Here is a 26,549-nt window from a genome sequence, read left to right on the forward strand (position 1 = left end):
CGAGTCTGACAGCCGGAGTACTTTGTATGGAATGTTGTCCGAGCGGCTTAAGGAGCATGATTGGAAATCATGTATACGGGCTTATACCTGTATCGAGGGTTCAAATCCCTCACATTCCGTAAATATATATGAATTGGAACTATGTTAACATAGTTCCTTTTTTTCTACCTAATTTTTCATATATAATGGAGAAAGGGAGGAAATATCGTGAAGCTACGAAAACTAATTCCATTTCTATTTTTAATATCTCTATTAGCTATAACATTTTCCGCTTGTTCGACAAAGGGAGAAGAGAATACTGCTAAGCATAGAGTCAATATTGTAACTTCTACTAATATTTATGCAGATATTGCTAAAAATATAGTTGGTAAACATGGTCATGTACAAGCTATTATAAAAAACGGTGATACAGATCCACATGATTTTGAGCCTACGACTGGCTCTGCCAAAGAAGTAGCTAATGCTAATATTGTTATTGCCAACGGTCTAGGATATGATGACTGGATGACTAATTTAGCCAATGCTAATGATATTCATGTGGTTAAAGTTGGTAATCAATTGATGGGATTAAAACAGGGGGATAATCCTCATATTTGGTATAACTTAAACATGCCTAAAAAGTATGTTGATTATCTAGTTAAAACAGCAAGTAAAATTGATCCAAAACATGCAGCATATTTTAAGTCTAATGCTGCAAGCTATTTGCAAAAGATTGATAGTATAAAGAAAATTGCTGCTAAAATTAATGGGCGTGAAGATAAAGCGGTTTATGTTAGTGAGCCCGTGTTTGATTATGCACTAGAACGGTGTCATTTTAAGATTGGCAATCAGGCATTTGAAGAAGCTGTAGAAAATGAAACGGATCCGAGTGCGCAAGTTATTCATGAGATGCAAGTCAAAATTAAAGCTAGAAAAATTGCTTTCTTTGTTAATAATATTCAAGCATCAAGTAGTACAGTTAGTGGCATGGTTAAACTAGCAGAGCAACATAATATTTCAGTTCTCGATGTAAGGGAAACAATGCCTAATGGAATTAGTTATTATTACTGGATGAAAGCGAATTATCAAAAATTATTTGAAATTTTTTTAAAATAACTATTGCATAATTAGGGACTATCAGGTAATATAATAAACGTTGTGATTGAGAGATCACGGTGGTAATAACTAATAAAAATAAATAAAAAAAGTTCTTGACTTTTAAAACATGATTAGTTATTATAATAAAGTACTCTTGATTAAGAGATATGACCCGTTGGTCAAGTGGTTAAGACACGGCCCTTTCACGGCCGTAACATGGGTTCAAATCCCGTACGGGTCACTAATGGAGGATTAGCTCAGCTGGGAGAGCATCTGCCTTACAAGCAGGAGGTCACAGGTTCGAGCCCTGTATCCTCCATTGTTCGGGACTACCGCCGCTGCGGTAGTCTTTTTTTATGCAAAAAGAACGAACAAGCCAAATTATTATTTTATCGGTTCAAGTCCTGAGAGGATTCACTATGATTAGTGAAGATGCCTTGTAACCGAATAGCCAATGTCTATATAGGGGGACTAATATGGAAAGACGTTTGTTTACTTCAGAATCAGTTTCTGAAGGACATCCGGATAAAGTTGCTGATCAGATTTCTGATGCAATTTTAGACGCGATGTTAAAGAAGGATCCTAATTCACACGTAGCTTGTGAAACAATCGTAACTACTGGGATGGTTTTTGTCTTTGGTGAAATTTCTACCAACGCTTATGTTGATATTCAAGATGTAGTGCGGAAGACTATTTTGAAGATCGGCTATGATCGTCCAGAATTAGGTTTTGATGGCAATAACTGTGCTGTGATGGTTGACATCGATGAGCAATCACCTGATATTGCCGGTGGGGTTGATCACTCACTTGAAACTAGAGAAAACAAGTCTGATAACGATGAATTGGATCAAATTGGTGCTGGTGACCAAGGTTTGATGTTTGGCTTTGCGATTAAAGAGACACCTGAACTCATGCCATTACCAATTTCGCTTGCTCATCGTTTAATGAGACGTGTTGCTGCTTTGAGAAAAGACCATACTTTAGATTGGCTTCGTCCGGATGCTAAGGCTCAAGTTACTGTTGAATATGATGGAAACAATAAGCCATTAAGAGTGGATACTGTTGTTATCTCTACTCAAACTGATGCAGAAGTTTCTAATGAAGAAATCCATCGGGCAATGATTGATTTAGTCATTAAGGAAGTTATTCCGGCCAAGTACCTAGATGAAAAGACTAAGTTTTTGATTAATCCGTCAGGGCGTTTTGTTATTGGAGGTCCAAAGGGCGATTCTGGTTTAACTGGTCGTAAGATTATCGTTGATACCTATGGTGGTTACGCTCGCCACGGCGGTGGTGCATTTTCAGGTAAGGATCCAACAAAGGTTGACCGTTCAGCTAGTTATGCAGCTCGTTATGTCGCTAAAAATATTGTGGCTGCCGGCTTTGCTTATCGCTGTGAAGTTCAATTGGCTTATGCAATTGGTGTAGCTCACCCAGTTTCAATTATGATTGATACTGCGGGTACTGGTAAGGTTGACGATGATTTGTTAACTGAAGCAGTACGCAATGTTTTTGATCTTCGTCCAGCCGGTATCATTAAGATGCTTGACCTTCGTCGTCCAATCTATGAACAAACGGCCGCATACGGTCACTTTGGTAGAACAGACGTTGATTTGCCATGGGAAAAGACTGATAAAACACAAGATTTGCTTGATTATATTAAAAATAAGCAATAAATAAAAAGAGGAAGTAAAAAAGAATGAAAAAAACAAACGTGCCTATAGTCACGCTTGCGATTTTTATGACAACTTTTATGACTGCCATTGAAGGGACAATTGTTTCTACTGCAATGCCAACCATAGTTTCTGACCTAGATGGGCTCGAGATTATGAATTGGGTTGTATCAATTTTCTTGCTAATGACGGCCGTTTCAACTCCTTTATATGGAAAACTGGCGGATAGCATTGGGCGGAAGCCAGTTTTTTTGTTTGGAATTGCGTTGTTTGTCATAGGCTCATCGCTGTGTGGACTTGCACAAAATATGGTGGAGCTTATCTTATTCAGAGTAATTCAGGGATTGGGTTCTGGCGCGGTTCAGCCAGTTGCCATCACCATTATTGCGGATTTATATGCTCTGCAAAAAAGAGCGAAAATGTTAGGTCTTAACTCTGGTTTTTGGGGAGTAGCATCAGTTATTGCACCGCTATTAGGTGGCTTTATAGTTCAGCATCTATCATGGCACTGGGTTTTCTACATCAATGTGCCAATTGGAATAATTGCCTTTTTGCTAGTAATTTTTTGTTTGCAAGAGCCTAAACATAGCTCTAAGTCTAAGTTAGATTTGCAGGGAACCATTTGGTTAGTAATTTTATTGCTAGCTTTGATGTTTTTCTTACAAGATTTAGGTTCAAACACTAATATCGCCATAATGGCCGCTCTAGCCGTTTTAGTGGTAATTAGTATAATTATGTTCTTTAGAGCAGAAAAGCGCGCAGTTGATCCAATAATGCCACTCACTATGTTAAAAGATAAGGAGTTCCTTGCAATTAACCTGATTACGTTATTGATTTCTGGCGTAGTAATCGGCTTTGAATTTTACATTCCTACCTGGATGCAAGGTATTAATGGTACTAATCCATCTCTAGCCGGTTTTGCTGTAACGCCTAGTTCATTAATGTGGATTGTGGGTTCATTCTTGATTGGTGGAATGCTCGGCCGCTGGGGGATTAAAAAGACATATGATTATATGTTATTGGTTTTAGTTGTGGCCGATTTGGTTTTGATTTTAGTGCCGATTTACACATCATTCTGGGTCTTCTGTGTTATTGCTGCCTTTAATGGGACCGCCTTTGGTGCGATTACGACAGCTTCACAGGTGAGATCGCAGGTTTTGGTTCCGAAGGATGACATAGGTGTTGCCACTTCGTTTAATACGCTGATGAAGTATCTGGGACAGACAATGATGGTTTCTATCTACGGGATTGCTTTTAACACGATGGTAGCTCATGGATTAAATAAGAGACCTGGGTTGAATCAGGAAATGATGAATAAAATTGTTTCGGCAGAAAACGCTAAAAGTTTGGCTGCTAATGTAGTGCCGCAACTGCGGCAGGTCCTGTTAGGCGGTTTAAAAGCCGTTTACGTTGTTTCGATGATTGTCATTGTAGTCTCAATTGTGTTGAATCAACTGTATCGAGATCGAAAATTGAAGAAAAATTAGGTTAATGAGCCACATGCAAAGTAGAGCATGTGGCTTTTTTGTAGAACTTATGATTTTATAATTTTTAAAAGAAAATATGAATTTTTAATTTATATAAAATACAAAATCAATATTTTGTAATTAATATTGAATTTTTATTTCAAAGAGAATATTCTTACTATGTAAGAGCTTACATGAAAAGTCGCGAGGTAAACAAATCAACTATTTTCTATAAGGAGGGTAAGACGATGGCTGATAAATATTCAGAATTAGGACGCGAGATTTATGCAAATATCGGTGGACCTAATAATGTTAAGTCAATGTATCATTGCATGACACGCCTAAGAATTAAGATCCGGGATAACTCTAAAGTAGATATTCAAGGCTTGAAAGATATTGACGGAGTTTTAGGCGTAGTAAATGCGGACACGTTGGAAATTGTTCTAGGTTCTGGGGTTAATGCTAAAGTTGCACAAGATATGGTTAGCCAAGTGGGAGTGAAAGAAAACGAAGAATTCCCAACCAGCACTTACCAGAGCGAAAAGTCTGAAGTTCAAGCAAAAGCTGCAGAAGTACATGCTCAACATAAGGCACAGTTGAAACAAACATGGTGGCGTAAAGCTTTAGGCCATATTTCCGCTATCTTCATTCCACTTATTCCTGCATTTATTGGTGCTGGTTTAATTTCAGGTGTTGCTGGTATCCTTCGAAATATGTTGACGGCTAAGATGTTGCCTGGTAGCTGGAACTTAGGCGTTACTATTCTCAGTATGATTGCTAGTGCATTGTTTGCATATTTGAACATTTATGTAGGTATTAATACTGCTAAAGAATTTGGAGCTACTCCTGCTCTAGGTGGCATCATCGGCGGTGTCGTTTTGCTTCCTGGGATTGCTGCACCGGTTACTATTCCAAATGTATTAGATGGTAAGCCGCTAGCAGCAGGCCAAGGTGGTATTATTGGTGTTTTACTTGCTGTATGGCTTTTGTCTTATGTAGAAAAATGGTTCCATAAACATATTCCAGATTCCGTGGATATTATATTTACGCCGTTCTTTACTGTCCTGATTATGGGACTATTCACAGTATTTGCAATTATGCCGATTGCTGGTTGGATTTCTAATTCATTAGTAGGTGGTATTAATTGGGTGCTCGATGTTGGTGGTCCTGTTGCTGGATTCATCCTTGGGTTGTTCTTCTTACCAATGGTTATGCTCGGATTACACCAAATCCTTACACCGATCCATTTATCAATGATTCAAAAAATGGGTTATACACCATTACTTCCTATTCTGGCAATGGCTGGTGCTGGTCAAGTTGGTGCTGCAATTGCCCTTTGGGCTAAATGTCGTAAAAACAAGGATTTAGTAAGATTGATTAAAGGTGCGTTACCTGTAGGTATTTTGGGAGTTGGTGAACCATTAATTTATGGTGTTACTCTTCCTTTAGGTAGACCATTTATTACTGCCTGTGTTGGTGGTGGTATTGGTGGTGCCGTTGTTGCCGCATTTGGTCACGTTGGTTCAATTGCTATCGGTCCTTCAGGTGTTGCTTTAATTCCATTAATTGCTAACAATATGTGGTGGGCATACTGTATTGGGCTTTTATCCGCATATGCTGGTGGATTTGTTGCAACTTATTTCTGGGGTGTTCCTAAAGATGCTATTAAAGGCAAAGTTGAAAATCCTACTCCTGAAGTTTCCGAAAGAAGAGCTGCTGAAAAGCATGCTGATAATTTGAATATGCCTAGTGAAAAGGTTGAAATTTCTTTTGAAGCTCCTGTTTCAGGTGACTTAGAAAAAATTGAAGAAGTAAAGGATGACGTTTTTTCACAAAAGATGCTAGGTGATGGTTTTGCTATTGATCCTTCAAATGGTACAGTGGTTGCGCCAGTAGACGGTAAAATTGATACAGTAATGAATACTAAACATGCAATTACATTGAAAACTAGTAAAGGGAACTTAGATGTTTTAATGCATTTAGGATTAGATACAGTTGAATTAAAGGGTGCTCCATTTGAAATTGACGTTAAACCAGGTGATCTAGTTAATGCTGGTGAAAAAATAGGTACAATGGATATCGCTGCAATTAAAAAGGCAGGAAAAGACCCAGTGGTTTTAACTATTATTGCTAATATGGATCATATTGATCAGGTATCAAAAGTAGAAGATTCACCAGTTAAGGCAGGTCAAGTTGTCTTTAAGGCAATGACAAAATAATTTTTAGAAAGAAAATGATATAAAATGTCACTTGAAAATTTGACTACTGAGCAACGAAATAAAAATACTATGCATATTGATTCTATGTCTACATTAGATATGGTAAAGACAATCAATGAAGAGGATAAAAAAGTTGCAGAAGCAGTAGGAACTCAAGATGAAGAAATTGCTCAAGCGATTGATATTGGCTCCGCACGTTACCAACAAGGCGGCAGATTGATCTATATTGGTGCAGGAACTAGTGGAAGATTAGGTGTTTTAGATGCGGCGGAGCTTGTCCCAACCTATGGAATTAAACCAGAACGTGCAATAGGTTTAATTGCTGGCGGTAAAGGTGCAATGTATGTGGCTGTCGAAGGAGCAGAAGATGATCCTAAATTAGCAGCTGAAGACCTTAAAAAGCTTGATTTATCAGAAAAAGATGTAGTGATAGGCTTAGCAGCTAGTGGTAGGACTCCTTATGTGATTGGTGGGCTGGATTATGCTCAAAAAGTTGGTGCGGCTACTATTGCGATTGCTTGTGTTAAACACAGTTTGATTGGTCAACATGCAAATATTGCAATTGAAGCTGTTACTGGTGCAGAAGTAATTACAGGTTCTACTAGAATGAAGGCTGGCACTGCACAAAAGATGATTTTGAATATGATTTCAACAGGGATTATGATTCGCCAGGGTAAGGTATATCAAAATGTGATGATTGATGTTTTGCCAACGAATGAAAAGTTAGTTGAACGTGCTGAAAGAATCATTCAAACTACTACAAATGTTTCCTTAGAAAAAGCAGCAAAAATTTTAAGGGATGCTGATAAAGATGTTGGTTTAGCAATTGTAATGGCTAAAACAGGTTTAGCTAAGGAAAAGGCAGAGTTATTACTTAAAGAACATGAAAATAATGTAAGCAGTGTTTTGAAAGAAAATAATTGATTCTAAAAATAAAAGTCATTCACTATGAATGGCTTTTATTTTATAAGAAAGGAAATGTTATGCTAGGAATATCTGTATATTTTCAAGATTATGATGAAAATTATTTGAAAAAAGCAGCTCAAGCTGGAGCAAAATATATTTTTACGTCACTTCAAATTCCAGAGGAAGATTATTCAGATCTGGATCAAAAATTACCTCGATTCTTTGAACTGTGTAATGAATTGGGGCTTGAAGTAATTCCCGATGTTTCTCCAGCAACTTTGGAAAAGCTAGGAATTAAAGGAGACGATTTTGAAGCCTTAAAAGATAAGGGATTCAAGGCCTTAAGATTAGATTATGGTTTTGATGACTTTGATTTAATCAAAAAGCTACAAAGAAATTTCTTTATTTTATTAAATGCAAGTGTTGTGTCACTGGACTATTTAGATCGTGCCAGAAATGCAGGGGTTGATTTTGGTAAATTAGCTTTAACATATAATTTTTATCCGCATACAGATACAGGTATGGGATGGACAGATTTTAAACGTAAGAATTGGATGTTAAAGGACTATGGCTTAAGAACTCAAGCTTTTGTTCCTGGGGATGCACTTAAACGTTTTCCATTGTATGAGGGTTTGCCAACTGTAGAAAAGCATCGTGGAGTTTCACCTTACGTTGCAGCTGTTGAATTAATTCATGAGGCGAATGTAGATGATGTGTTTATTGGTGATAGCCAGGCTTCAATCAAAAATCTCCAATATATTGTAGATTACCAAAAAGATAAGACTTTAAACTTAGAATGCTCTTTATTGCCACAGTATCAACAGCTGTATGATCAAGTGATTGAAGTAAGAAAGGACATGCCAGAAAAGCTGATTCGCTTAAGTTTGCCTAGAAAACCTGATATTCCAATTTGTAATACTTTAAATAGGCATAGGGGCACTATTACAATGCAAAACAAATTAGCTCAAAGATATAGTGGTGAAGTTAGTCTGATTAAGTCAAATTTACCTTTTGAAGCACGTAGTAATGTGATTGGTTTTATTTCACCCGAGTATGTGAAGTTGCTTGATTTTATTGATTCGAGTACGAAAATTATTTTTAGAAGGCTGACATAGAAGAAAGGTGATATTATGCTTAATTTGGCAAATAAGATTTCAGATGTATATCCTAATTTGAATAAGACTTCTAAGTTAATTGCAGATGTTTATTTTAAAGAACCAAGAATTTTTCTAAATAAAAATTTACAGGAATTAGGTACCATTACCCAAACAAGTGGTGCATCAGTCGTTCGCTTTTGCAGAAATTTGGGCTTTAAAGGTTTTAAGGATTTTCAAATAGCTTGTGCGCAAGAAATGCCTAATAAACAAGATGCTATGGTAGATACGATTATCAATACAAATGATGAACCAACAAGCGTGCTTTATAAATTGCAACTTAGCTTAGGAAAAAATATTGCAGACATTGGTAAAACAATAGATCATAAATCTTTAGATGCTGCAGTAGATTTAATGCGATCAGCACAACAGATATATGTTGCAGGAGAAGGAGCATCTGGTCTTGCTGCTCAAGATTTGTTTTATAAATTAATTCGTAGCGGAAAGAATGTTAATTTCGTTCAAAGTTCACATATTGCTTTAGAACAAGTAGCAAATATTAATAAAGAAGATATACTAATCGTTTTTTCCTACAGTGGATTAACTCAAGAACCATTGCTAATGGCAAAGCAGGCGCAAAAAAATAATGCCAAGATAGTTGCAGTGACTCGTATACAAGATTCACCACTAAAGAATATGGCTGATACAGTAATTACATTGCCATCAAATGAGAAGTTATTGCGCTATGGTGCTATTAATTCACTATTTGCAGAAATCTTTGCTTCTAGCTTGTTATATTTGAGTCTTATTTCGCCAAATTTAAAAGAACTAAATATGAAAATGAAAACTACGCAAAATTTGACTAATCAATTAAAAGTGTAGAATCTATAAAATAACAACTAAATAAATTTAAAAAATCAAAAATATTTTCATGATGAAAATAATAAAAATAAAGAAAAAAAGGACCAGTTTGGTCCTTTTTTAGTACTTTTTTTGCGGTTGGAATAAATCTATATTTGACAATGCTATAATTATAAATGGAAAGTGACTTAAAAATAAGATAACACTATTGAAAGCGCATTACTTGCCTCCTTGCAAGTAAATTTAAGTAGCAGTAAACTTAAATTGGACAAAATAATATTTGTTATTATTAATGACAGAGACTAGTAATGCAAGTCAGAATATGGGGGCGTAAAAATGGATATTACTAGTTTAGCAAGATTCCAATTTGCTATGACGACGATCTTTCACTTTTTCTTCGTGCCATTTTCAATTGGTACGATATTCGTTGTCGCAATTATGGAATCAATGTATGTTCATACAGGCAAGCCTGAATATAAAAAGATGACCAAGTTTTGGGCTAATATCTTTTTATTGAGTTTTGCCGTTGGTGTTGTAACCGGTATCATTCAAGAATTCCAATTTGGTATGAATTGGTCCGATTATTCTAGATTCATGGGGGACATCTTTGGTGCTCCACTTGCTTTTGAAGCATTGTTGTCATTCTTTATTGAATCTACCTTTATTGGTTTGTGGATGTTTACTTGGGATAAAGTGGGGAAGAAATTACACTTATTCTTTGGATGGATGATCGTCTTTGGGACAATGACTTCTGCATTATGGATTTTAACAGCAAACTCCTTCATGCAGCATCCCGTCGGCTTTGCTTTACGCAACGGTCGTGCCGAAATGGCTGACTTTGGAGCACTTCTTAAGAATCCACAATTAATGTATGAATATGGTCACGTAATTGTTGGTGCACTTTTAACTGGTACTACAATTTTGACTGGGTTAGCTGCTTTCCAACTATTGAAGAAACGTAACCTTTCAGACATTAACAAGAAGATCTATCGTAAGACAATGCGTTTAGGCTTAATCTTAATGTTAATTTTCTCAGCTGGTGAAATTGCTGTGGGTGATATGCAAATGCAATATACTTTGCATGATCAACCAATGAAGTTCGCCGCAACTGAAGCTGTTTATAAGACAACTGGAGAAAAGGCTCCATGGACGGTAGTTGCAATTGCTAATCCAAAGACCCATGAAGTTAAGGGAATTGATATTCCAGACATGTTAAGTATTCTTTCTTACCACAAGACTACTGGTTCTGTAAAAGGTATGGAAGAAATTAACAAAGAACTTGAAAAGAAGTATGGTACACATATTGATGGTCGCAAGATGGACTACTATGTACCAGTTAATACTTTATTCTGGTCCTTCAGAGTAATGTGTGGTTTTGCTGCATTATTATTCTTGATGGCAATTGTTGGTTTAATCATGACTCGTAAGAATAAAGAAACCCTTTATAACCATCGTTGGCTATTATGGATCTTCGCACTTCTTACATTCTCACCATTCCTGGTCAATACTGCTGGTTGGTTAATCACTGAACTAGGCCGTGCACCATGGACAGTTTATGGTCTATTCACTATTGATCAAAGTGTTTCACCGAATGTTTCAGTGGCTTCACTTTTGACTTCAAATATTGTTTACTTCTGCTTGTTTACTGTTTTGGCAATTATCATGATTGCATTGGTTGTTCGCTTCTTGCACAACGATCCAGATGAATATGATAAGGCTCAAGAAGCAAGCAAAGTAGTTGATCCGTTCTCAAAGGGGGCCATCTAAAATGTCATTTTTACAAATACTTTGGTTCATTTTAATTGGAGTATTGTTCTCAGGCTTCTTCTTCCTCGATGGATTTGACTTCGGGGTAGGAATGGCTGTGAAGACATTAGCTCATAATGAATCTGAAAGAGATCAAATTGTTAGCACAATTGGACCAGTTTGGGATGGTAATGAAGTTTGGTTGATTACTGCTGGTGGTGCAATGTTTGCATCATTCCCATACTGGTATGCAACCTTATTCTCAGGTTACTATTTAATTTTATTATTGATCTTAGTTGGCTTAATTATTCGTGGTGTGTCATTTGAATTTAGAGCAAAATGTGCTCCATATCAAAAGAATATTTGGGATAATGCAATGGCGATCGGTAGCGTAATAGCCACCTTTCTCTTTGGGGTAATGTTTATCTCAATGATTAAAGGGATGCCAATCGATGCTAAAGGCAATATTTCAGCTAGCTTCTTTGACTACTTTAACTGGTTCTCAATCGTTGGTGGTATTGCTTTAACACTTCTTTGCTATTTACACGGCTTAAACTATATTACTATTAAAACTAAGGGCGTTATTTCAGATAGAGCACAAAACTATGCACAAGCTTTATACTGGGTACTCTACGTCGGTGAAGTGGTCTTTGCTTTATTATTGATTTTCCAAACCGACTTCATGAGAGTACATCCAATTGCAACTTTAATATGTTTAGTATTAATTGTCGGCTTCTCTGTGGCAGCACATGTAGCTACCTTTATCAATAAGCAAGGAATGGCTTTAGCTTGCAGTGGATTAACTCTGATCTCATTGGTTGCATTAATCTTCTGTGGCTTATTCCCAAGAGTAATGATTTCATCAATCAGTAGCAAGTATGATTTGCTTATTCATAGTGCATCATCATCTAACTACACTTTGATTGTTATGACTGTTGCTACTTGCATCTTGGTACCATGTGTCTTGGCTTACACCATCTGGGCATATTGGATTTTCCGCAAGCGGATTTCAATGCCAAGAATCGGAGAGGTTAAATAATGATTGATAAACAGCTATTTAAAATTGATGGCGCTGGTTCAATCTTAAAAAAACTTGCAGGGCTTGAGATTCTGCAAGCTTTTTTTATAGTAGGACAAGCCTTGGCACTAGCGTCAGTCTTAAGCAAATTGTGGGCAGGTCAACCTCTCGATTGGCTACTACTAATTACTTTTGCAGCTTGCTTTATCGCCAGACAATTGATCAGCACACTGAGAGATTCAATGTTAGAAAAATATTCCGGTCGGGTTGCAGAAGAATTAAGACAGCAGCTCTTAAATAAAGTCTTTCGTGATGGACAGGCTTTAGTACAAAAACAAGGAACCGGTAGTTTGATTACTATGTCCCTAGATGGTGTTGATGAGGTCAGGCAATACATCAAGTTAATCTACAGCAAAGTTTTAACAATGATGATTGTGCCAGTTTTAATCTTTGTCGGCATGCTGTTTTTAAGCTGGACATCAGCTGTGATTCTGCTAGTCATGTATCCTTTAATTGTCTTATTCATGATTATCCTAGGTCATGCTGCACAGGATCGAGCAATTAAACAATTTGGTAACTTTCAGGTTTTATCTAATAACTTTATTGATTCTTTAAGGGGAATTGATACGCTGAAGTATTTAGGCCTGAGTAAAAGATATTCCAAGTCAATTTTTAACTTGAGTGAGGGTTTTAGAAAAAAGACGATGGCGGTGCTAAAAGTAGCAATGCTTTCAACTTTTGCCTTAGACTTTTTCACTACCTTGTCTATTGCAATCATTGCTGTTTTTCTTGGTTTTGACTTGATGAATGGTAAAATTGCACTTTTTCCTGCTTTAGGAATTCTGATTCTGGCGCCAGATTATTTTTTGCCAATTCGAGATTTTGCGGGGGATTTCCATGCAACCTTGAATGGTAAAAATGCCTTTAAGCGGATCAACGAATTGATTAATCTGCCAGAGGAAAAAACTAATGATTTACCTTTAAAAACTTGGTCAGCTCAAGATCAATTGAAGATCAAGAACTTGAAGTTTACTTATCAAAAGGAAACCGAAATTGGACCGGTTTCATTACAAGTCCAAGGATTCAAGAAAATTGGCATTATCGGAATGAGCGGATCTGGTAAAACTAGTTTAATTAACCTGCTCAGCGGCTTTTTGACTCCGGATCAAGCGCAAATTGAACTACAGGGGCAAGAAACTACGACCATGAATATTCCTGCTTGGCAGCGTCAAATGACCTATATTCCGCAGGAGCCATACGTTTTTACTAAGAGCTTGCGTGAAAATATTGCTTTTTATAATCCGCAGGCAAGTGATGATGAAATTAAGCAGGCGATTCATATCATGGGTCTGGATGCCTTGTTAAATGATTTGCCTAACGGACTTGATACGGTGATTGGCCGCGGTAAGCGTGTCTTGTCTGGAGGTCAGTCACAAAGAATTGCCTTAGCGAGAGCATTTTTGGATCCTAAGCGAAAAATTATGATCTTCGATGAGCCGACTGCTCACTTAGATATCGAAACAGAAATTGACTTAAAGAAGCGGATGATGCCATTAATGCAAAATAAACTGGTCTTCTTTGCGACTCACAGACTGCATTGGTTAAAAGAAATGGACTATATTCTAGTGATGGATCACGGTCAACTAGTTGAGCAAGGCAGTTATGAGCAACTGCAAAAGAATCAAGGCTACTTCTGCAAGTTAATGGCAGGAATGAGAGGTGAAGACAATGATCAATAAAATTCCTATTTTAAAAGCATTAAAAAATGATCGTTGGGTTCGCCCGTATTTGGAAAAGTACCGTAAAACGTTGATTTTAGCGATTGGACTAGGTATTTTAACTTTTGTCTGTGGTGGGGGCTTGATGTTCTGCGCTGGCTATTTAATCAGCCGTTCAGCAGCTAAACCTGAAAATATTTTGTTAATCTATGTGCCAATTGTCTTAACTAGAGCATTTGGGATTACGCGGCCAGCTGTCCGTTATTTTGAGCGGCTGGTTAGTCACAATTGGGTGCTCAAAATGACCTCCAAATTTAGACAACAGCTTTATGACTCATTGGAGCGCGATGCGACTATTTTTAATAGTAAGTATCAGCTAGGAAATATTCTGGGACTTTTGTCTGATGATGTCAGCCATATTCAAAACTTTTATCTAAGAACGATCTTTCCAATGTTTGTAGCTTGGGGCTTGTATGCAATTATCGTAATTGGCTTAGGCATCATTTCCCCACTGATGGGCATTTGGATGTTGATCCTGTTTTTCCTAATTATTTTCGCTATTCCTATTTGGTCAGTCTTAATCAATGGTGCGCGGCAAAGCTATGAAAAAACGGTTCAAGACAAGCTCTACGTTGATTTGACTGATAATGTGATGGGAGTAGATGACTGGATTTTGTCTGGCCGCAGCAAAGAATACTTGGCCTTGCACGTCAATGATCAAGATAAATTTTTGCAAATCAACGCGAAGATGAAAAAATTTGATCGCTGGCGCGACTTTGTTTTACAAATCTTCTGGGTGTTGGTAATTGTGAGCCTAGTAATTTGGGGTGCTGCCAGATTTGGCGGGCGTTCAACTTATTATACTAATTGGATTGCGGCATTTGCTTTGGCATTATTCCCGACTGTTGAGGCTTTTGCCAGTTTGCCGACTGCTGCTCAAGAGACGAATATCTACAAAGATTCGCTTAAGCGTTTGAATAATTTGCCAGCTCCTGATCGGACTAAGCATAAACCAATCAAATTAACCGCACCGTTTAATTTAGTATTAACTGATGTGCATTATGCCTACCCTCAAACTAATAAAGAGGTTTTGCATGGGATTAATCTAGATATACATGATGGCGAGAAAATTGCTATCTTGGGCCGCAGTGGTGCTGGTAAGAGTACTTTAGCTGCCTTGCTTAGAGGTGATCGAGTACCAGCTAAAGGACACGTAACTTTAAATGGAATTGATACTAGCAAGTTTGGTGATCAAATGTCCAATTACTTTAGCATCATCAATCAAACGCCATATTTGTTCAATACCACGATTGCCAATAATTTGCGGCTAGGTAATGAAGATGCCACAGATGAACAATTATGGGACGTTTTGCGCCGAGTAGGTTTGGCCGAGATGGTGCAAAAATTAACGGATGGCCTTGATACTAAGGTAGATGAGGCAGGCTTACGCTTTTCAGGTGGTGAACGCCATCGTTTAGCCTTAGCGCGAATCTTACTGAAGAATACGCCAATTGTCTTACTTGATGAGCCAACAGTTGGCTTGGATCCAATTACGGAGCAAGCTGTAATTAATATGTTTATTAAGGAATTATCCGGTAAAACTTTAATTTGGATTACACACCACTTGCAAGGAATTGATCAGATGGATCAAGTAATTTTTATTGAGGATGGACAAATTAATATGCAGGGTACACCGGAAAAATTATGGCAGACAGAGCCGCGTTATCGTGAATTGAAAAAGGCTGATTTAGGATTATAGAGGTTCATTATGCTAACGAATAAAGTGCCAGAACAAGATGTGCATGACCTATTTACTAGGGTCGCGCCTAAGTATGATTTGATGAATAATATTGTTAGTTTAGGGATTCAAAAGAGTTGGCGTAAGAAATTTTTACGGCAGTTAGATTTAAATAAAAATTCTATTTGCTTAGATTTGTGTTGTGGTAGCGCTGATTCAACTATTGATTTGGCTAAAAAAGCTAAATTAGTGACTGGTCTAGATTTTAACCAGGAGATGTTGAAGATTGCCCAAAAAAAGATTCGTCAAAAGCAGCTGCAGTCCAAGATAAAGTTGATTGCAGGGGATGCAATGAATTTACCTTTTGCGGCCAATAGCTTTGATTGTGTAACTATTTGTTTTGGCCTGCGTAATGTCCCTGACGCTGTTAAGACGATTCGGGAAAGCTACCGCGTACTTAAGCCGGGTGGACAATTTGCTGTTTTAGAAATGTCTCAGCCCACTAATGCATTAGTTAAATTGGGCTGGCAAGCTTATTTTAAAATTTTTCCGTATTTTGCTAAGTTGACACACGGTAATATCAAGGACTACCAGTATTTGTCAAAAACAAGTAAAGAATTTCTCTCGGCTGAGCAATTAAAAAAGCTACTTGAGCAAAATGGTTTTACTCGAGTAGCGGTTACTAAGTTAACTTACGGTGCAGGTGCGATTCATGTAGGATGCAAAGACTAAAGCGTTCGATTGACTAATTTACGCGTCATCTTTTTGAGCAGAGCTGTTGCCTTAGTTTGCGGCAGTTGGGCTAGGTTAGCCAATGCCCGATTAGTATATTGTTCAGCTAGAGCGTGAGTTTCATCGATGACAGAGCTGTTTAGCAAAATCTTTTGGATTTGTTCGATATCGTTTTTGCTCATTTGTCGCTTTTTTTCAAGTAGCGGTACTAATTGCTCTCGTAATTCCTTTTTGCTAAGAGCTAGCAGAATAGGTAGAGAGTAGACGCCGGTAGTCAAATCTTCTAGCGTTGGCTTGTTCAGGTGCTTACCGCCAGTGTAATCAAGAATGTCGTCAACAATTTGAAAAGCAATGCCTAAGTTTTCACCAAAGGAGGCTAAAGCTTGAGTAGTTTGCTCATCTCCATTGCCAAAATGACTCCCTTCTTCGGCAGCTAAACGAAAAAGTGCAGCTGTCTTTCCTTTAACATTAGTTAAGTAGTCGTTGAAATCTTGGCTTAGGTTAAAACGTTCAGCCATTTGGCCTAATTCACCAGCAAGTAAATGGTGCATTGTGTGAGCATTTTTGATCATGTAATCTTGTTCGGAAATGGCGTTCAAAATTAGGTCAAAAAAGTGCGTAAAAAGCAAGTCGCCAGCGTAAACTGCGGTGTCTTTGCCAAAACGGGCTTGGATGCTAATTTTACCGCGGCGCTCGTCAGAATCGTCAATGATATCATCATGAATTAATGAGGCCATATGCAAAATTTCGATTGATGAGGCAAGTTGAATAATTTGTTTTGATACAGTTTCTTTTTTGCTAGCAATTTGAGCTGACAAAATTAGTAAACTAGGCCGTAAATATTTACCACCGTTACTAGCCATTTCAAGGAGTGCATCTTGCAAGTCTGAATATGGAGTGCGGATGGTTGCCTGAATTAATTGATTAACTTCTTCAAGCGGTTTACGAATAAGTGGATATTTTTGCCAAGGTTGAGAGTTATTCATGATAGATTTCCTTATAATAGAGTTAACAGAATAGTGATCCTTTGAAAGGATGTGGATCGATGTCATTAAGTGTATTTTTAGAATTAATTGAGATTAAAGCAAAAACCGCTAGTGTCATTCCCTTTTTCTTAGGGATGTGCTACAGCGTGTATTATTATCACCAGGTTAACTGGGGATTTGCCCTAGTCTTCTTCATTGCAATGCTACTATTTAACATGGTAGTAGATATGTTTGATAACTACTGTGATTATTATCACGCAGATAGCAAGAATTACCAAGAGAAGACTAACATTATCGGGCGAGAAAATATTTCACCTAATTTAGTTCTGGGATTAATTATTTCCTTTAGTCTTATTGCAATTTTATTAGGTTTGTATCTAGTCGCTAAAGTAGGCTTGCCTGTATTGTGGATGGGCTTGTTCTGTTTTATGGTTGGTTATTTATATTCATTTGGTCCGCATCCTATTTCTAGCTTGCCACTAGGTGAATTGTTCTCTGGTTTCACAATGGGCTTCATGATTGTCCTGCTCAGTGTTTATATCAATAGTTTTCAAGCTTTTGATTGGAACTGGATCACAATCGGTCGTATCTTCTTATTAGCTTTAGCTGATGAATTATGGATTTCTAATTTAATGCTAGCTAATAACTTATGCGATGCCCAAGAGGACGAGGATAATCACCGCACCACAATTATTCACTTTATTGGTAAAAAAGGTGGCTTGATTGCTTTTAGTGTCAAAAATATTTTAGCATTTTTGGTAATCTTCCTCCTACCGTTCTTGGGAATTGCTCCTAAGACGGTTTGGTTAACAGTAATAATTGTACCGTTCGTTTATAAGCAGAACAAGATCTTAATTGGCAAGCAAGTTAAGACAGAGACATTTATCACAGGAGTAAAAACGTTGCTAGTTGGTTCACTGACTTACTTAATAACTTACTTTTTAGGAATTCTATTTTAGAGAGGTTGAAAATTATGAAAACAGTTGTAGTTTTAGGTGCTGGTTTTGCCGGCTTGAAAACAGTTGTCGCTTTGCAAAAGAAGTTGCGTGAACAAGTTAAGATTATCTTAGTTGACCGTAATCCATACCACTACGAAACAATTCGCTTATATGAAGTGGCTACTGGTGAAATTCCCTACACTGGGATGTCATATGAAATTAATGATGTAATTAATCCGAAGATGACTACTTTGATTACGGATGAAGTTGAAAAAGTTAATATTGCTGATAAAACAGTTGAGTTAAAGGATCATGCTCCACTTAAATATGACTATTGTGTTGTTGGCTTAGGCTTTACCTTGAGCAATATGGGCATTAAAGGTGTAACCGAAAATGCTTTGCCAATGAGCAATGTAAAACAAGCTGAAGCTATTCGCGACCACCTTTATGCCGAAATGAAGGCTTATCGCCAAGACCATGATTCTAAACACCTGTCAGTAGTAATTTGTGGGGCAGGTTTTCAAGCAATTGAATTAGGAAATGCCATTGCCAAGGTTCGCCCAGAACTAGCTCAAATGGCTGGCGTCCAACCAGATGAAATTACCATCAGAATGATTGATGGTTCGCCACGTCTTTTGCCAATGTTCCAAGGTAAATTGCTTGATTACGCTTTAAACACAATTAAGAAAAATAAAGTCGAAATTATTAAGCCAGCTTATGTTAATGAAGTAACCTCTACCTCGGTTTTGTATAAAATGGCTAATGAAAAAGACAATGCTGAGCTGCAAGAAATTAAGGCAGGTACTAGAATCTGGATGATGGGCTTTAGTGGCAGTCCAGTAATTGAGGCATCTGGATTTAAGAACCGTCGTGGTCGGGTCATGGTTGGTGATCATTTAACCGCGCCAGAAAGTGATGATATCTACGTCTTAGGCGATGTTTCAAGCGTCATGGTTCCTGGTAAGAAATGGCCATATCCTAACACTGGTCAATTGGCTCTTTCAATGGCTAACTACGCTGCAAAAGATATTAAGAGCAGAATTATGGGTCAAACTAGACCGGATAAATATGCTTACCATGACTTAGGTGTAGTAGTTAACTTGGGTAATTCAGAAGCCGCAGGATTGGCAATGGGGCATGCTTTTAAAGGATACTTTGCAGCAACTCTTAAGAAGATTACCATTGATAAGTCGGTTCTTGAAACTGGTGGTATTAAAGAAACAATGGCGATTGGTCAATTTGACTTCTATCACTAAAATTGAAAATAAAAGAGAATAAAAAATCACTTCAGTTTGATTTGATATGAACCCCAAATTTGGGACATATTATTGAACTGCTTTATTTAAAACCATATTTCGATATTCTATCGGAGTATGGTTTTTTAGTACTGTTTTAATTCTATCATGATTGTAGTAATGAATGTATTAGGACTAAAGTGTGAAGTTTCGCCATTTTATGCCACACCAAGAAGATAAAGTTTCGATTCTTGATGTCCTGATTACGGATAGCAGAGGCAGGCGTTACAATGTGGAAATGCAGGTCGCGCATAAAGCAGACATGGATAAACGAGCCAGGCAATACCTGTTCAAGATGATGGAAGATGGCTTTTTACGACGAAAACAAGAATATGGCGAGCTGCACGCTGCATATGTAATTTTTATTCTGCCGTTTGATCCCAAAGGAAAAGGCTTGAAGCGATATACTTTTGTTTATACTGCTAAGGAAGACCCATCAGTTGAATTAAATGACGATTCTGCGTTAATATATTTAAACACAAAGGGAACAAAAGGCGAGATCAGACCTGAGCTTGATGACTTTTATCGCATGATTGAAGGCAAGCCAACTTCAAATGGAAAACTCGTCAGTCGAATTAAAAAGTCGATGAACAATTATCGTAGAACCGAAGAATGGAGGCAACACGTCATGAACACAGAAGAAGTAGCAGACTTTGTGAAAAACGCCTAGTCGATAAGATATAATGATAGCTGTGAAGATATCATTTTTTTAGATAACGGGGGCTTGATCATGAATAATCCTGAAGAATTACAACATTTTTTAGATGTTCTGCTAAAAGAGAGTAACTTTACCAGAGCAGCTAAAGAATTATATATTTCCCAGCCTTATTTAACGCAGCTAATTGGACGAATTGAGAAAAAATTAGGCACTAAGATCATCAACCGAGATGAGAGACCCTATACGTTAACTCCTGCAGGTCTAATTTACTATCAATATTTGGAGAATGTTTCATATAATAAGCAGCAATTAGGGCGCAAGCTGGAGGCATATACTCATCCTGACCAACAGATAATTAAAATTGGCATTTTGGAGAGCTTAGGTACATATTTATTGCCAGAAATTTTGCCGCAATTTTTGCAAGAAAACCCCAACGTCAAGATTCAGCTATTTGAAAATTTCCCCAGAGAAAATGAAAGAAGACTGCTTAATGGCGAGCTGGATTGTTATATTGGTCAGACGCCAGAAGCACTTGACTCGAGTTTAGATGTGGTTGCGGGTGGCGAGGAACGCTATTACGTAGTGATTTCGCCAGCCTCACCATATTACCAAGCAGGAAAGTTTATCTTAAATTCGGATGAACTTGATCTAAAAGAGGTACTGCAAGAGCCTTTAGTGTTGAGTTCACCTGGTTCAGCTATCCGGCATCAAGTTAATGGCTTATTTCAGAGATTAAGACTCGAAAAAAATATTGTGATGGAGTCTAATAGTATTATTACTGCAACTAACTTGGCAATTCACGGCGTGGGTATTACCATTTCTTCGGCAAGTATTATCAGAAGAATGGAACAAACGCCAATTAACTTGTTGCCACTAGATCGAAAGTTAATGGATGTTGTCTTTTTCATTGCTAGCAAAAGCGGGGAAAAGTCGCCAGCGTTAGAAAACCTAATTTCAATTTTTCAAACGACGCATTTACAAGCAAAAATAGGATAAAGAAAAAGGCATCATGCGATGCCTTTTAAATTGCTTTGATTTCTATTGTTTTCGTTTCATGTCGATCATCTTCGGCTCAATGTAGAAGTGATAGAGGAAGGAATAACCAAGCAGTACAAAGGTAATTCCTTCAATCCAACCGCCGAATACATCAGATGGATAGTGCACGTGGACGAAAATTCTGGTGTAACCAATCATCAGTGGGAATAAAGCCCAAATAATAATCAATAAAGTCTTCCAGAATTTGCTTCTCACTAAAAGAATGGTTAGGATAATCAAAACACCAAATAGCGCCGCGCTACCAACTGAGTGCCCCGATGGAAAACTATAACCATCCGCATAAACTAAGTGCTTGACCGTTGGACGCTGCCGCATTACTGCGTGTTTGATAATCCAATTATAGCCATTAGCACAGATCATGACACCAGCGGTAAACCAAGCGTATGCATATTGCTTAAAGACCAGTAAAACTATGAAAACAATGATTGTTTCAATTGTGATCACGCTTGTATTGCCGAGATTAGTAAAATCTTTAGCAAAAGCGACATTAGCTGGATTATTGTTGCAAACAATGTTGATCACAGCATTATCAAAATTGTGAATAAATTGTGAGCCGGATGAAACCAGTGCGGCCCAGACAGCATAAATAACCACGAAGCAGATACCAGGTATTAAGGTGTCCTTAGGTGGTCGTTTCGTATTAATCAAAAAAGTACTCCCCTCTTGTATTTTTTAGCATTTGTGGTAAATTATAATCATTATCTATAAGAAAATAAAGGTCGAGAAGTAGTAACAAGAATATTTTTTCAGAGAGAGGCTGGCTGCTGTGAAGTCTTAAAATAGGATTGTGAACTCGTCTCGTGTTGAGGAAACCTAGCGTTGCCATCCGCGTTAAGGAGCAATTAAGTGTCACAAATTGTGAAACTTAGGTGGTACCGCGATGATTCGTCCTATGATTTTTTCATAGGGCGTTTTTTAATAGTAAAGGAGAATTATTTTGTATAACCACAAAGTAGTTGAAAAGAAATGGCAAGATTATTGGGCAAAGCATGATACTTTTAAGACAGGCACTGACCCTGATAAGAAGAATTATTATGCATTGGATATGTTCCCATTCCCATCTGGTAAGGGACTTCACGTAGGTCACCCAGAAGGATATACTGCAACTGATATCGTTTCAAGAATGAAGCGTGCACAAGGCTATAATGTGCTTCACCCAATGGGCTGGGATGCATTTGGTTTACCAACTGAACAATATGCATTGAAGACTGGTGAAGATCCAGAAGTTGTTACTAAGAACAACATTGCTAACTTTAAGCGTCAATTGAACAAGTTGGGCTTCTCATATGATTGGGACCGTGAAGTAACCACTTCAGATCCAAATTACTACAAGTGGACGCAATGGGTTTTTGAACAAATGTATAAAAAGGGCTTGGCATATGAAGCCGAAGTTCCTGTTAACTGGTCACCAGATTTAGGTACTGTTGTGGCTAATGAAGAAGTTATCGATGGTAAAACTGAACGTGGTGGCTACCCAGTATATCGTAAGAACATGCGTCAATGGATGCTTAAGATGACTGCATATGCCGATCGCTTATTAGAAGACCTTGATGATCTGGATTGGCCAGAACCAGTTAAGGAAATGCAGCGTAACTGGATCGGTCGTTCTGAAGGTGCACAAGTTACTTTTAAGGTAAAGGATAGTGACAAGACTTTTGATGTCTTTACCACTCGTCCAGATACTTTGTTTGGTTGTTCTTACACTGTTCTTGCTCCAGAAAGTAAATTAGTGCAAGAAATTACGACCCCTGAACAAAAAGAAGCAGTTGATGCTTATATTAAGAAGATTGAATCAAAATCTGACCTTGAAAGAACTGATCTTAATAAGGATAAAACTGGTGTCTTCACTGGGGCTTATGCAATTAACCCAGTAAATGGTAAAGAAGTTCCAATTTGGATTTCTGACTATGTTTTAGCAAGTTACGGCACTGGTGCTGTAATGGCTGTTCCAGCCCATGATGATCGTGATTACGCTTTTGCAACTAAGTTTGGTTTGCCAATCAATCCAGTTATTGAAGGCGGCAATATTGAAAAGGAAGCTTTCACTGGCAATGGCAAGCACATTAACTCAGAATTTTTAGATGGCTTAGACAATGAAGAAGCTAAAAAGCGCATGATTGAATGGCTTGAAGACCATAACTGCGGTAAGAAGAAGGTCAACTACAAATTGCGTGACTGGGACTTCAGCCGTCAACGTTACTGGGGTGAACCAATTCCAGTTATTCACTGGGAAGATGGAACCACTTCATTAGTTCCGGAAGATCAATTACCACTTCGCTTGCCACATGCAACTGACATTAAGCCATCTGGTACCCCGGAAAGTCCACTTGCTAACTTGACTGACTGGGTAAATGTTGTTGACGAAAACGGTAGAAAAGGTAAGCGTGAAACCAACACGATGCCTAACTGGGCTGGTTCTAGCTGGTACTACTTGCGTTACGTTGATCCACATAATGATAAGGAATTAGCTGACTACGATTTGCTTAAAAAGTGGCTTCCAGTTGATCTTTACATCGGTGGTGCGGAACACGCTGTGCGTCACCTTCTTTATGCAAGATTCTGGCACAAGGTTCTTTACGATTTGGGTGTTGTGCCAACTAAGGAACCATTCCAGAAGCTTTACAACCAAGGCTTAATCTTGAAGAATCACGAAAAGATGTCTAAGTCTAAGGGTAATGTAGTTAACCCTGATGAGGTGATCGATGAATATGGTGCAGATTCACTTAGAATGTACGAAATGTTCATGGGTCCACTTGATGCATCAATTGACTGGGATGACAATGGTCCTGCTTCAACTAAGAAGTTCTTGGACCGTGTGTGGCGCCTCTTTGTAAACGATCTTGACTTGAAGGCCATTCCACAAGAAAGAATCGTTGATAAGAATGATGGTGAACTTGACAAGGTTTATGCAGAAACAGTCAAGAAGGTAACTGAAGACTTTGAATCATTACACTTTAACACTGCAATTAGTCAAATGATGGTCTTCATGAATGCTGCTCAAAAGGCTAAGACCATTCCACGGGAATACGCAGAAGGCTTTGTTAAGCTTTTAGCTCCAGTGGCTCCACATATGATGGAAGAAATTTGGCAAGTCTTTGGTCATGATGAATCAATTACTTACGCTAAGTGGCCAACTTATGATCCAGCTAAGTTAGTTGAGTCAACTGTAGAAATTATGGTTCAAGTTAACGGTAAGCTTCGTGGTAAGTTCCAAGCTCCTAAGGATGCAGATCGTGATGATCTCCAAAAACAAGCAATGGAAATCGAACACGTCAAGAAGTTCTTAGAAGGCAAAGACGTCAAAAAAGTTATTGTTGTTCCAAACAAGATCGTTAATATCGTTGCTAAATAAGTTAAATTTTTCCTAAAAGAACAGTAGAACTTTACTTTATTGTTCAAATTGCGTGACAATTAATTAGTTAATACTTATATTGGGAAAAATTTCATGGAAGAAGAAAACAACTTAAATAGCAAAGATACACAAAATACTTTTCTAAAAGGGTCTGCTTGGATGACCTTTGGCTCGATTGCCTCAAGAATTTTGGGTGCTTTGTATATTATTCCGTGGTATGCCTGGATGGGACCCTACGGAAATATTGCAAATGCCTTAACTGCACGAAGTTATAATATCTACACGATTTTTATTCTAATTTCAACGGCAGGAATTCCAGGAGCGATTGCTAAGCAGGTTGCCAAATATAATGCCTTAAATGAATACGGCATTGGACGAAAATTATTCCGTAAAGGTTTAATTTTGATGACTATTTTAGGCATCGTCTCGGCGGCAATTATGTATTTTGCTTCGCCGCTACTAGCGTCTAATGGTAGTCAGAGTGATCCGAGGCAAGTTGCGGTTATGCGGAGCTTGTCTTATGCGATTTTAATTATTCCGATCTTAAGTATCATGCGGGGTTACTTCCAGGGATATGCCGACATGATGCCGAGTGCGATGTCACAATTTGTGGAGCAGTTTGCGCGGGTAGTTTGGATGCTGTTAACCGCATTTGTGATTATGCAAATGCAGCACGGTTCCTACGTTCATGCAGTTATTCAATCTAATTTGGCTGCCGCTGTTGGGGCACTTTTTGGAATTGGATTGCTAGTTTGGTTTTTGCTTTCCAGAAGAGAGCGACTGGACTACTTGGTGGCCCATTCAAATAATCGTTTGCGAGTTTCAACCACTGATTTATTTGGTGAAATTATTGCTCAAGCAATTCCATTTATCATTATTGATTCGGGAATTACCTTGTTCTCATTGGTTGATCAATACACATTCCACCCTATGATTGCTAGCTTAGTTCATGCAAGCTCAGATACAATCGAAGATTGGTACGCTTTATTTGGCTTGAATGCCAATAAATTAATTATGATCATCGTCTCATTAGCTAGTGCTATGGCGGTAACAGCTATTCCGTTACTATCGGCTGCGCATACTAGAGGAGACTACAAGAGTATTTCAAGTCAGATTGCCAATACGATGGACTTGTTCTTGTTTGTCATGATTCCAGCTGCCTTTGGGATGGCGGCAATTAGTAAACCAATGTACACGATTTTTTACGGACCAGATCCATTAGGCAGCAATGTCTTATATATATCTGCATTTACGGCGATTAGCTTAGGTTTGTTTACGGTATTAATGGCAATTTTGCAGGGTTTATCAGAAAATGGCTTAGCGATTAAATATTTGATCTTAGGCTTGATTCTGAAGGGAATTTTACAATATCCGATGATCTTTTTATTCAAGATCTACGGTCCGCTAGTTGCGACTAACTTGGGTTTGTTGGTCATTGTATTCCTATCACTGAAGCATTTGGAAGTTCAATATAATTTCAATTTGAATCGAACTAGTCGTAGGCTAATGGGAGTTACCGCATTTTCAATCGGGATGTTCCTGATTGTAAAATTAGTCGAAATAGGCTTAGGTAAGTTCTTGAGTCCAGAGCGAAGAATTCCGGCATTATCCCTGGTAATCTTTTCTGTGGGAGTGGGCGTGATCTTTTATGGTTTCGTCACCTTGAAGACAGATTTAGCACAAAAGATTCTTGGTAGCAAAATTGAAAGTATTTTAGTAAAATTTCACATCCATGACTAAAAATAAAAGTCACTACAGATCAAAATTATGATCTATAGTGGCTTTTTTAGTGCGTTGGATCCTGCGTGCCAATCCATTACTAATAATTTTAGGAGTGCTACTTAAAATTTAAGAATTAGTCAGGCGTAATCGCCGTTAAAACAAAGACCCCGATTAGTTCAAGTGCTAAGAATGTAATACCGATAGAAGCAATCATGATTCTCCATCTCCTCATCTTAGAGATAAATATTGAGATTTATCTTTTCTAATCACGTTTATTCTTTACGCTTTTACTGT

At 37.9% G+C, this 26,549-nt stretch carries 20 protein-coding genes, 3 tRNA genes, 1 pseudogene and 1 riboswitch; of the genes and pseudogenes, 21 read left to right on the forward strand and 3 right to left on the reverse strand.

Features of this window, described 5'->3' with window-relative positions; all coding sequences use genetic code 11:
• Window positions 1-28 precede the first annotated feature (28 nt).
• From CP367_RS00480 to ubiE, 15 genes are all read left to right on the forward strand, one after another.
• A tRNA-Ser gene (locus CP367_RS00480) sits at window positions 29-119 on the forward strand.
• 88 nt (window positions 120-207) lie between these two features.
• Window positions 208-1,095, forward strand: coding sequence for a metal ABC transporter solute-binding protein, Zn/Mn family (locus CP367_RS00485; RefSeq protein WP_089146159.1), 888 nt, complete (start codon window positions 208-210; stop codon window positions 1,093-1,095).
• 151 nt (window positions 1,096-1,246) lie between these two features.
• A tRNA-Glu gene (locus tag CP367_RS00490) sits at window positions 1,247-1,318 on the forward strand.
• Window positions 1,319-1,323: 5 nt separating this feature from the next.
• Window positions 1,324-1,396, forward strand: a tRNA-Val gene (locus CP367_RS00495).
• A 71-nt stretch (window positions 1,397-1,467) separates the two neighbouring features.
• Window positions 1,468-1,556: riboswitch (SMK box riboswitch) on the forward strand.
• Window positions 1,554-2,753, forward strand: coding sequence for a methionine adenosyltransferase (metK, locus tag CP367_RS00500; RefSeq protein ID WP_089146160.1), 1,200 nt, complete (start codon window positions 1,554-1,556; stop codon window positions 2,751-2,753). It overlaps the preceding riboswitch by 3 nt.
• A gap of 23 nt (window positions 2,754-2,776) precedes the next feature.
• Entirely contained in the window at window positions 2,777-4,237 is a 1,461-nt protein-coding gene (locus CP367_RS00505) for an MDR family MFS transporter (RefSeq protein WP_089146161.1), read from the forward strand.
• A gap of 227 nt (window positions 4,238-4,464) precedes the next feature.
• Window positions 4,465-6,435, forward strand: coding sequence for a glucose PTS transporter subunit IIA (locus CP367_RS00510; RefSeq protein WP_013086790.1), 1,971 nt, complete (start codon window positions 4,465-4,467; stop codon window positions 6,433-6,435).
• Between the two features lie 24 nt (window positions 6,436-6,459).
• Window positions 6,460-7,359, forward strand: coding sequence for an N-acetylmuramic acid 6-phosphate etherase (gene murQ, locus CP367_RS00515; protein WP_013086789.1), 900 nt, complete (start codon window positions 6,460-6,462; stop codon window positions 7,357-7,359).
• A 59-nt stretch (window positions 7,360-7,418) separates the two neighbouring features.
• Window positions 7,419-8,456 carry a MupG family TIM beta-alpha barrel fold protein gene (locus CP367_RS00520; RefSeq protein WP_089146162.1) on the forward strand — a complete coding sequence of 346 codons (1,038 nt, stop codon included), beginning with the start codon at window positions 7,419-7,421 and terminating at the stop codon, window positions 8,454-8,456.
• 15 nt (window positions 8,457-8,471) lie between these two features.
• Entirely contained in the window at window positions 8,472-9,317 is an 846-nt protein-coding gene (locus tag CP367_RS00525; RefSeq protein WP_023488688.1) for a MurR/RpiR family transcriptional regulator, read from the forward strand.
• 315 nt (window positions 9,318-9,632) lie between these two features.
• Window positions 9,633-11,063, forward strand: coding sequence for a cytochrome ubiquinol oxidase subunit I (locus CP367_RS00530; RefSeq protein ID WP_035443699.1), 1,431 nt, complete (start codon window positions 9,633-9,635; stop codon window positions 11,061-11,063).
• Window position 11,064: 1 nt separating this feature from the next.
• On the forward strand, window positions 11,065-12,081 hold the full coding sequence (gene cydB, locus CP367_RS00535) for a cytochrome d ubiquinol oxidase subunit II (RefSeq protein WP_068813399.1): 1,017 nt from the start codon (window positions 11,065-11,067) through the stop codon (window positions 12,079-12,081).
• Window positions 12,081-13,799 carry a thiol reductant ABC exporter subunit CydD gene (gene cydD, locus CP367_RS00540; protein ID WP_089146163.1) on the forward strand — a complete coding sequence of 573 codons (1,719 nt, stop codon included), beginning with the start codon at window positions 12,081-12,083 and terminating at the stop codon, window positions 13,797-13,799. Before cydB ends, cydD begins: the two co-directional genes overlap by 1 nt.
• Complete coding sequence (cydC, locus tag CP367_RS00545) at window positions 13,789-15,537, forward strand: thiol reductant ABC exporter subunit CydC (RefSeq protein ID WP_089146164.1); 1,749 nt, start codon at window positions 13,789-13,791, stop codon at window positions 15,535-15,537. The genes cydD and cydC overlap by 11 nt, the downstream gene beginning before the upstream one ends.
• 9 nt (window positions 15,538-15,546) lie before the next feature.
• On the forward strand, window positions 15,547-16,248 hold the full coding sequence (ubiE, locus tag CP367_RS00550; protein WP_089146165.1) for a bifunctional demethylmenaquinone methyltransferase/2-methoxy-6-polyprenyl-1,4-benzoquinol methylase UbiE: 702 nt from the start codon (window positions 15,547-15,549) through the stop codon (window positions 16,246-16,248).
• Here ubiE and CP367_RS00555 read toward each other — a convergent pair.
• Entirely contained in the window at window positions 16,245-17,234 is a 990-nt protein-coding gene (locus CP367_RS00555; RefSeq protein WP_065989725.1) for a polyprenyl synthetase family protein, read from the reverse strand. The two genes, ubiE and CP367_RS00555, sit on opposite strands and share 4 nt — an antisense overlap.
• A 59-nt stretch (window positions 17,235-17,293) precedes the next feature.
• Between CP367_RS00555 and CP367_RS00560 the strand changes: the two genes are divergently transcribed.
• Window positions 17,294-18,193, forward strand: a complete 900-nt coding sequence (locus tag CP367_RS00560) for a prenyltransferase (RefSeq protein WP_013086780.1) — start codon at window positions 17,294-17,296, stop codon at window positions 18,191-18,193.
• A 14-nt stretch (window positions 18,194-18,207) separates the two neighbouring features.
• Window positions 18,208-19,428, forward strand: a complete 1,221-nt coding sequence (locus tag CP367_RS00565; protein ID WP_061204951.1) for an NAD(P)/FAD-dependent oxidoreductase — start codon at window positions 18,208-18,210, stop codon at window positions 19,426-19,428.
• A 69-nt stretch (window positions 19,429-19,497) separates the two neighbouring features.
• On the opposite strand, the gene CP367_RS00570 is transcribed toward CP367_RS00565, so the two are convergent.
• On the reverse strand, window positions 19,498-19,593 hold the full coding sequence (locus CP367_RS00570) for an IS3 family transposase (RefSeq protein WP_216786119.1): 96 nt from the start codon (window positions 19,591-19,593) through the stop codon (window positions 19,498-19,500).
• Between the two features lie 34 nt (window positions 19,594-19,627).
• On the opposite strand from CP367_RS00570, the pseudogene CP367_RS00575 reads away from it, so the two are divergent.
• Window positions 19,628-20,128: pseudogene (locus tag CP367_RS00575) on the forward strand (Rpn family recombination-promoting nuclease/putative transposase); the annotation flags it as partial.
• A gap of 69 nt (window positions 20,129-20,197) precedes the next feature.
• Complete coding sequence (locus tag CP367_RS00580; protein WP_089146167.1) at window positions 20,198-21,121, forward strand: LysR family transcriptional regulator; 924 nt, start codon at window positions 20,198-20,200, stop codon at window positions 21,119-21,121.
• Window positions 21,122-21,163: 42 nt separating this feature from the next.
• On the opposite strand, the gene CP367_RS00585 is transcribed toward CP367_RS00580, so the two are convergent.
• Complete coding sequence (locus CP367_RS00585; RefSeq protein ID WP_065989720.1) at window positions 21,164-21,829, reverse strand: phosphatase PAP2 family protein; 666 nt, start codon at window positions 21,827-21,829, stop codon at window positions 21,164-21,166.
• 289 nt (window positions 21,830-22,118) lie between these two features.
• Here CP367_RS00585 and leuS point away from each other — a divergent pair, with 289 nt between their 5' ends.
• The gene (gene leuS / locus CP367_RS00590) at window positions 22,119-24,533 is read left to right on the forward strand and encodes a leucine--tRNA ligase (protein ID WP_089146168.1); all 2,415 of its coding nucleotides are present in this window, start codon (window positions 22,119-22,121) and stop codon (window positions 24,531-24,533) included.
• Between the two features lie 93 nt (window positions 24,534-24,626).
• Window positions 24,627-26,273 carry a polysaccharide biosynthesis protein gene (locus CP367_RS00595; RefSeq protein ID WP_013086774.1) on the forward strand — a complete coding sequence of 549 codons (1,647 nt, stop codon included), beginning with the start codon at window positions 24,627-24,629 and terminating at the stop codon, window positions 26,271-26,273.
• Window positions 26,274-26,549 lie beyond the last annotated feature (276 nt).

Source organism: Lactobacillus sp. UMNPBX16 (assembly GCF_002553775.1).
GTDB classification, from domain to species: domain Bacteria; phylum Bacillota; class Bacilli; order Lactobacillales; family Lactobacillaceae; genus Lactobacillus; species Lactobacillus crispatus.

Coding starts and splice junctions, on each gene's coding strand:
- metK (WP_089146160.1), top strand. CDS start 1,554: ATGGAAAGACGTTTGTTTACTTCAGAATCAGTTTCTGAAGGACATCCG.
- cydC (WP_089146164.1), top strand. CDS start 13,789: ATGATCAATAAAATTCCTATTTTAAAAGCATTAAAAAATGATCGTTGG.
- CP367_RS00580 (WP_089146167.1), top strand. CDS start 20,198: ATGAATAATCCTGAAGAATTACAACATTTTTTAGATGTTCTGCTAAAA.
- CP367_RS00530 (WP_035443699.1), top strand. CDS start 9,633: ATGGATATTACTAGTTTAGCAAGATTCCAATTTGCTATGACGACGATC.
- CP367_RS00520 (WP_089146162.1), top strand. CDS start 7,419: ATGCTAGGAATATCTGTATATTTTCAAGATTATGATGAAAATTATTTG.
- CP367_RS00555 (WP_065989725.1), bottom strand. CDS start 17,234: ATGAATAACTCTCAACCTTGGCAAAAATATCCACTTATTCGTAAACCG.
- CP367_RS00505 (WP_089146161.1), top strand. CDS start 2,777: ATGAAAAAAACAAACGTGCCTATAGTCACGCTTGCGATTTTTATGACA.
- CP367_RS00595 (WP_013086774.1), top strand. CDS start 24,627: ATGGAAGAAGAAAACAACTTAAATAGCAAAGATACACAAAATACTTTT.
- ubiE (WP_089146165.1), top strand. CDS start 15,547: ATGCTAACGAATAAAGTGCCAGAACAAGATGTGCATGACCTATTTACT.
- CP367_RS00565 (WP_061204951.1), top strand. CDS start 18,208: ATGAAAACAGTTGTAGTTTTAGGTGCTGGTTTTGCCGGCTTGAAAACA.
- CP367_RS00525 (WP_023488688.1), top strand. CDS start 8,472: ATGCTTAATTTGGCAAATAAGATTTCAGATGTATATCCTAATTTGAAT.
- CP367_RS00560 (WP_013086780.1), top strand. CDS start 17,294: ATGTCATTAAGTGTATTTTTAGAATTAATTGAGATTAAAGCAAAAACC.
- cydD (WP_089146163.1), top strand. CDS start 12,081: ATGATTGATAAACAGCTATTTAAAATTGATGGCGCTGGTTCAATCTTA.
- CP367_RS00510 (WP_013086790.1), top strand. CDS start 4,465: ATGGCTGATAAATATTCAGAATTAGGACGCGAGATTTATGCAAATATC.
- murQ (WP_013086789.1), top strand. CDS start 6,460: ATGTCACTTGAAAATTTGACTACTGAGCAACGAAATAAAAATACTATG.
- cydB (WP_068813399.1), top strand. CDS start 11,065: ATGTCATTTTTACAAATACTTTGGTTCATTTTAATTGGAGTATTGTTC.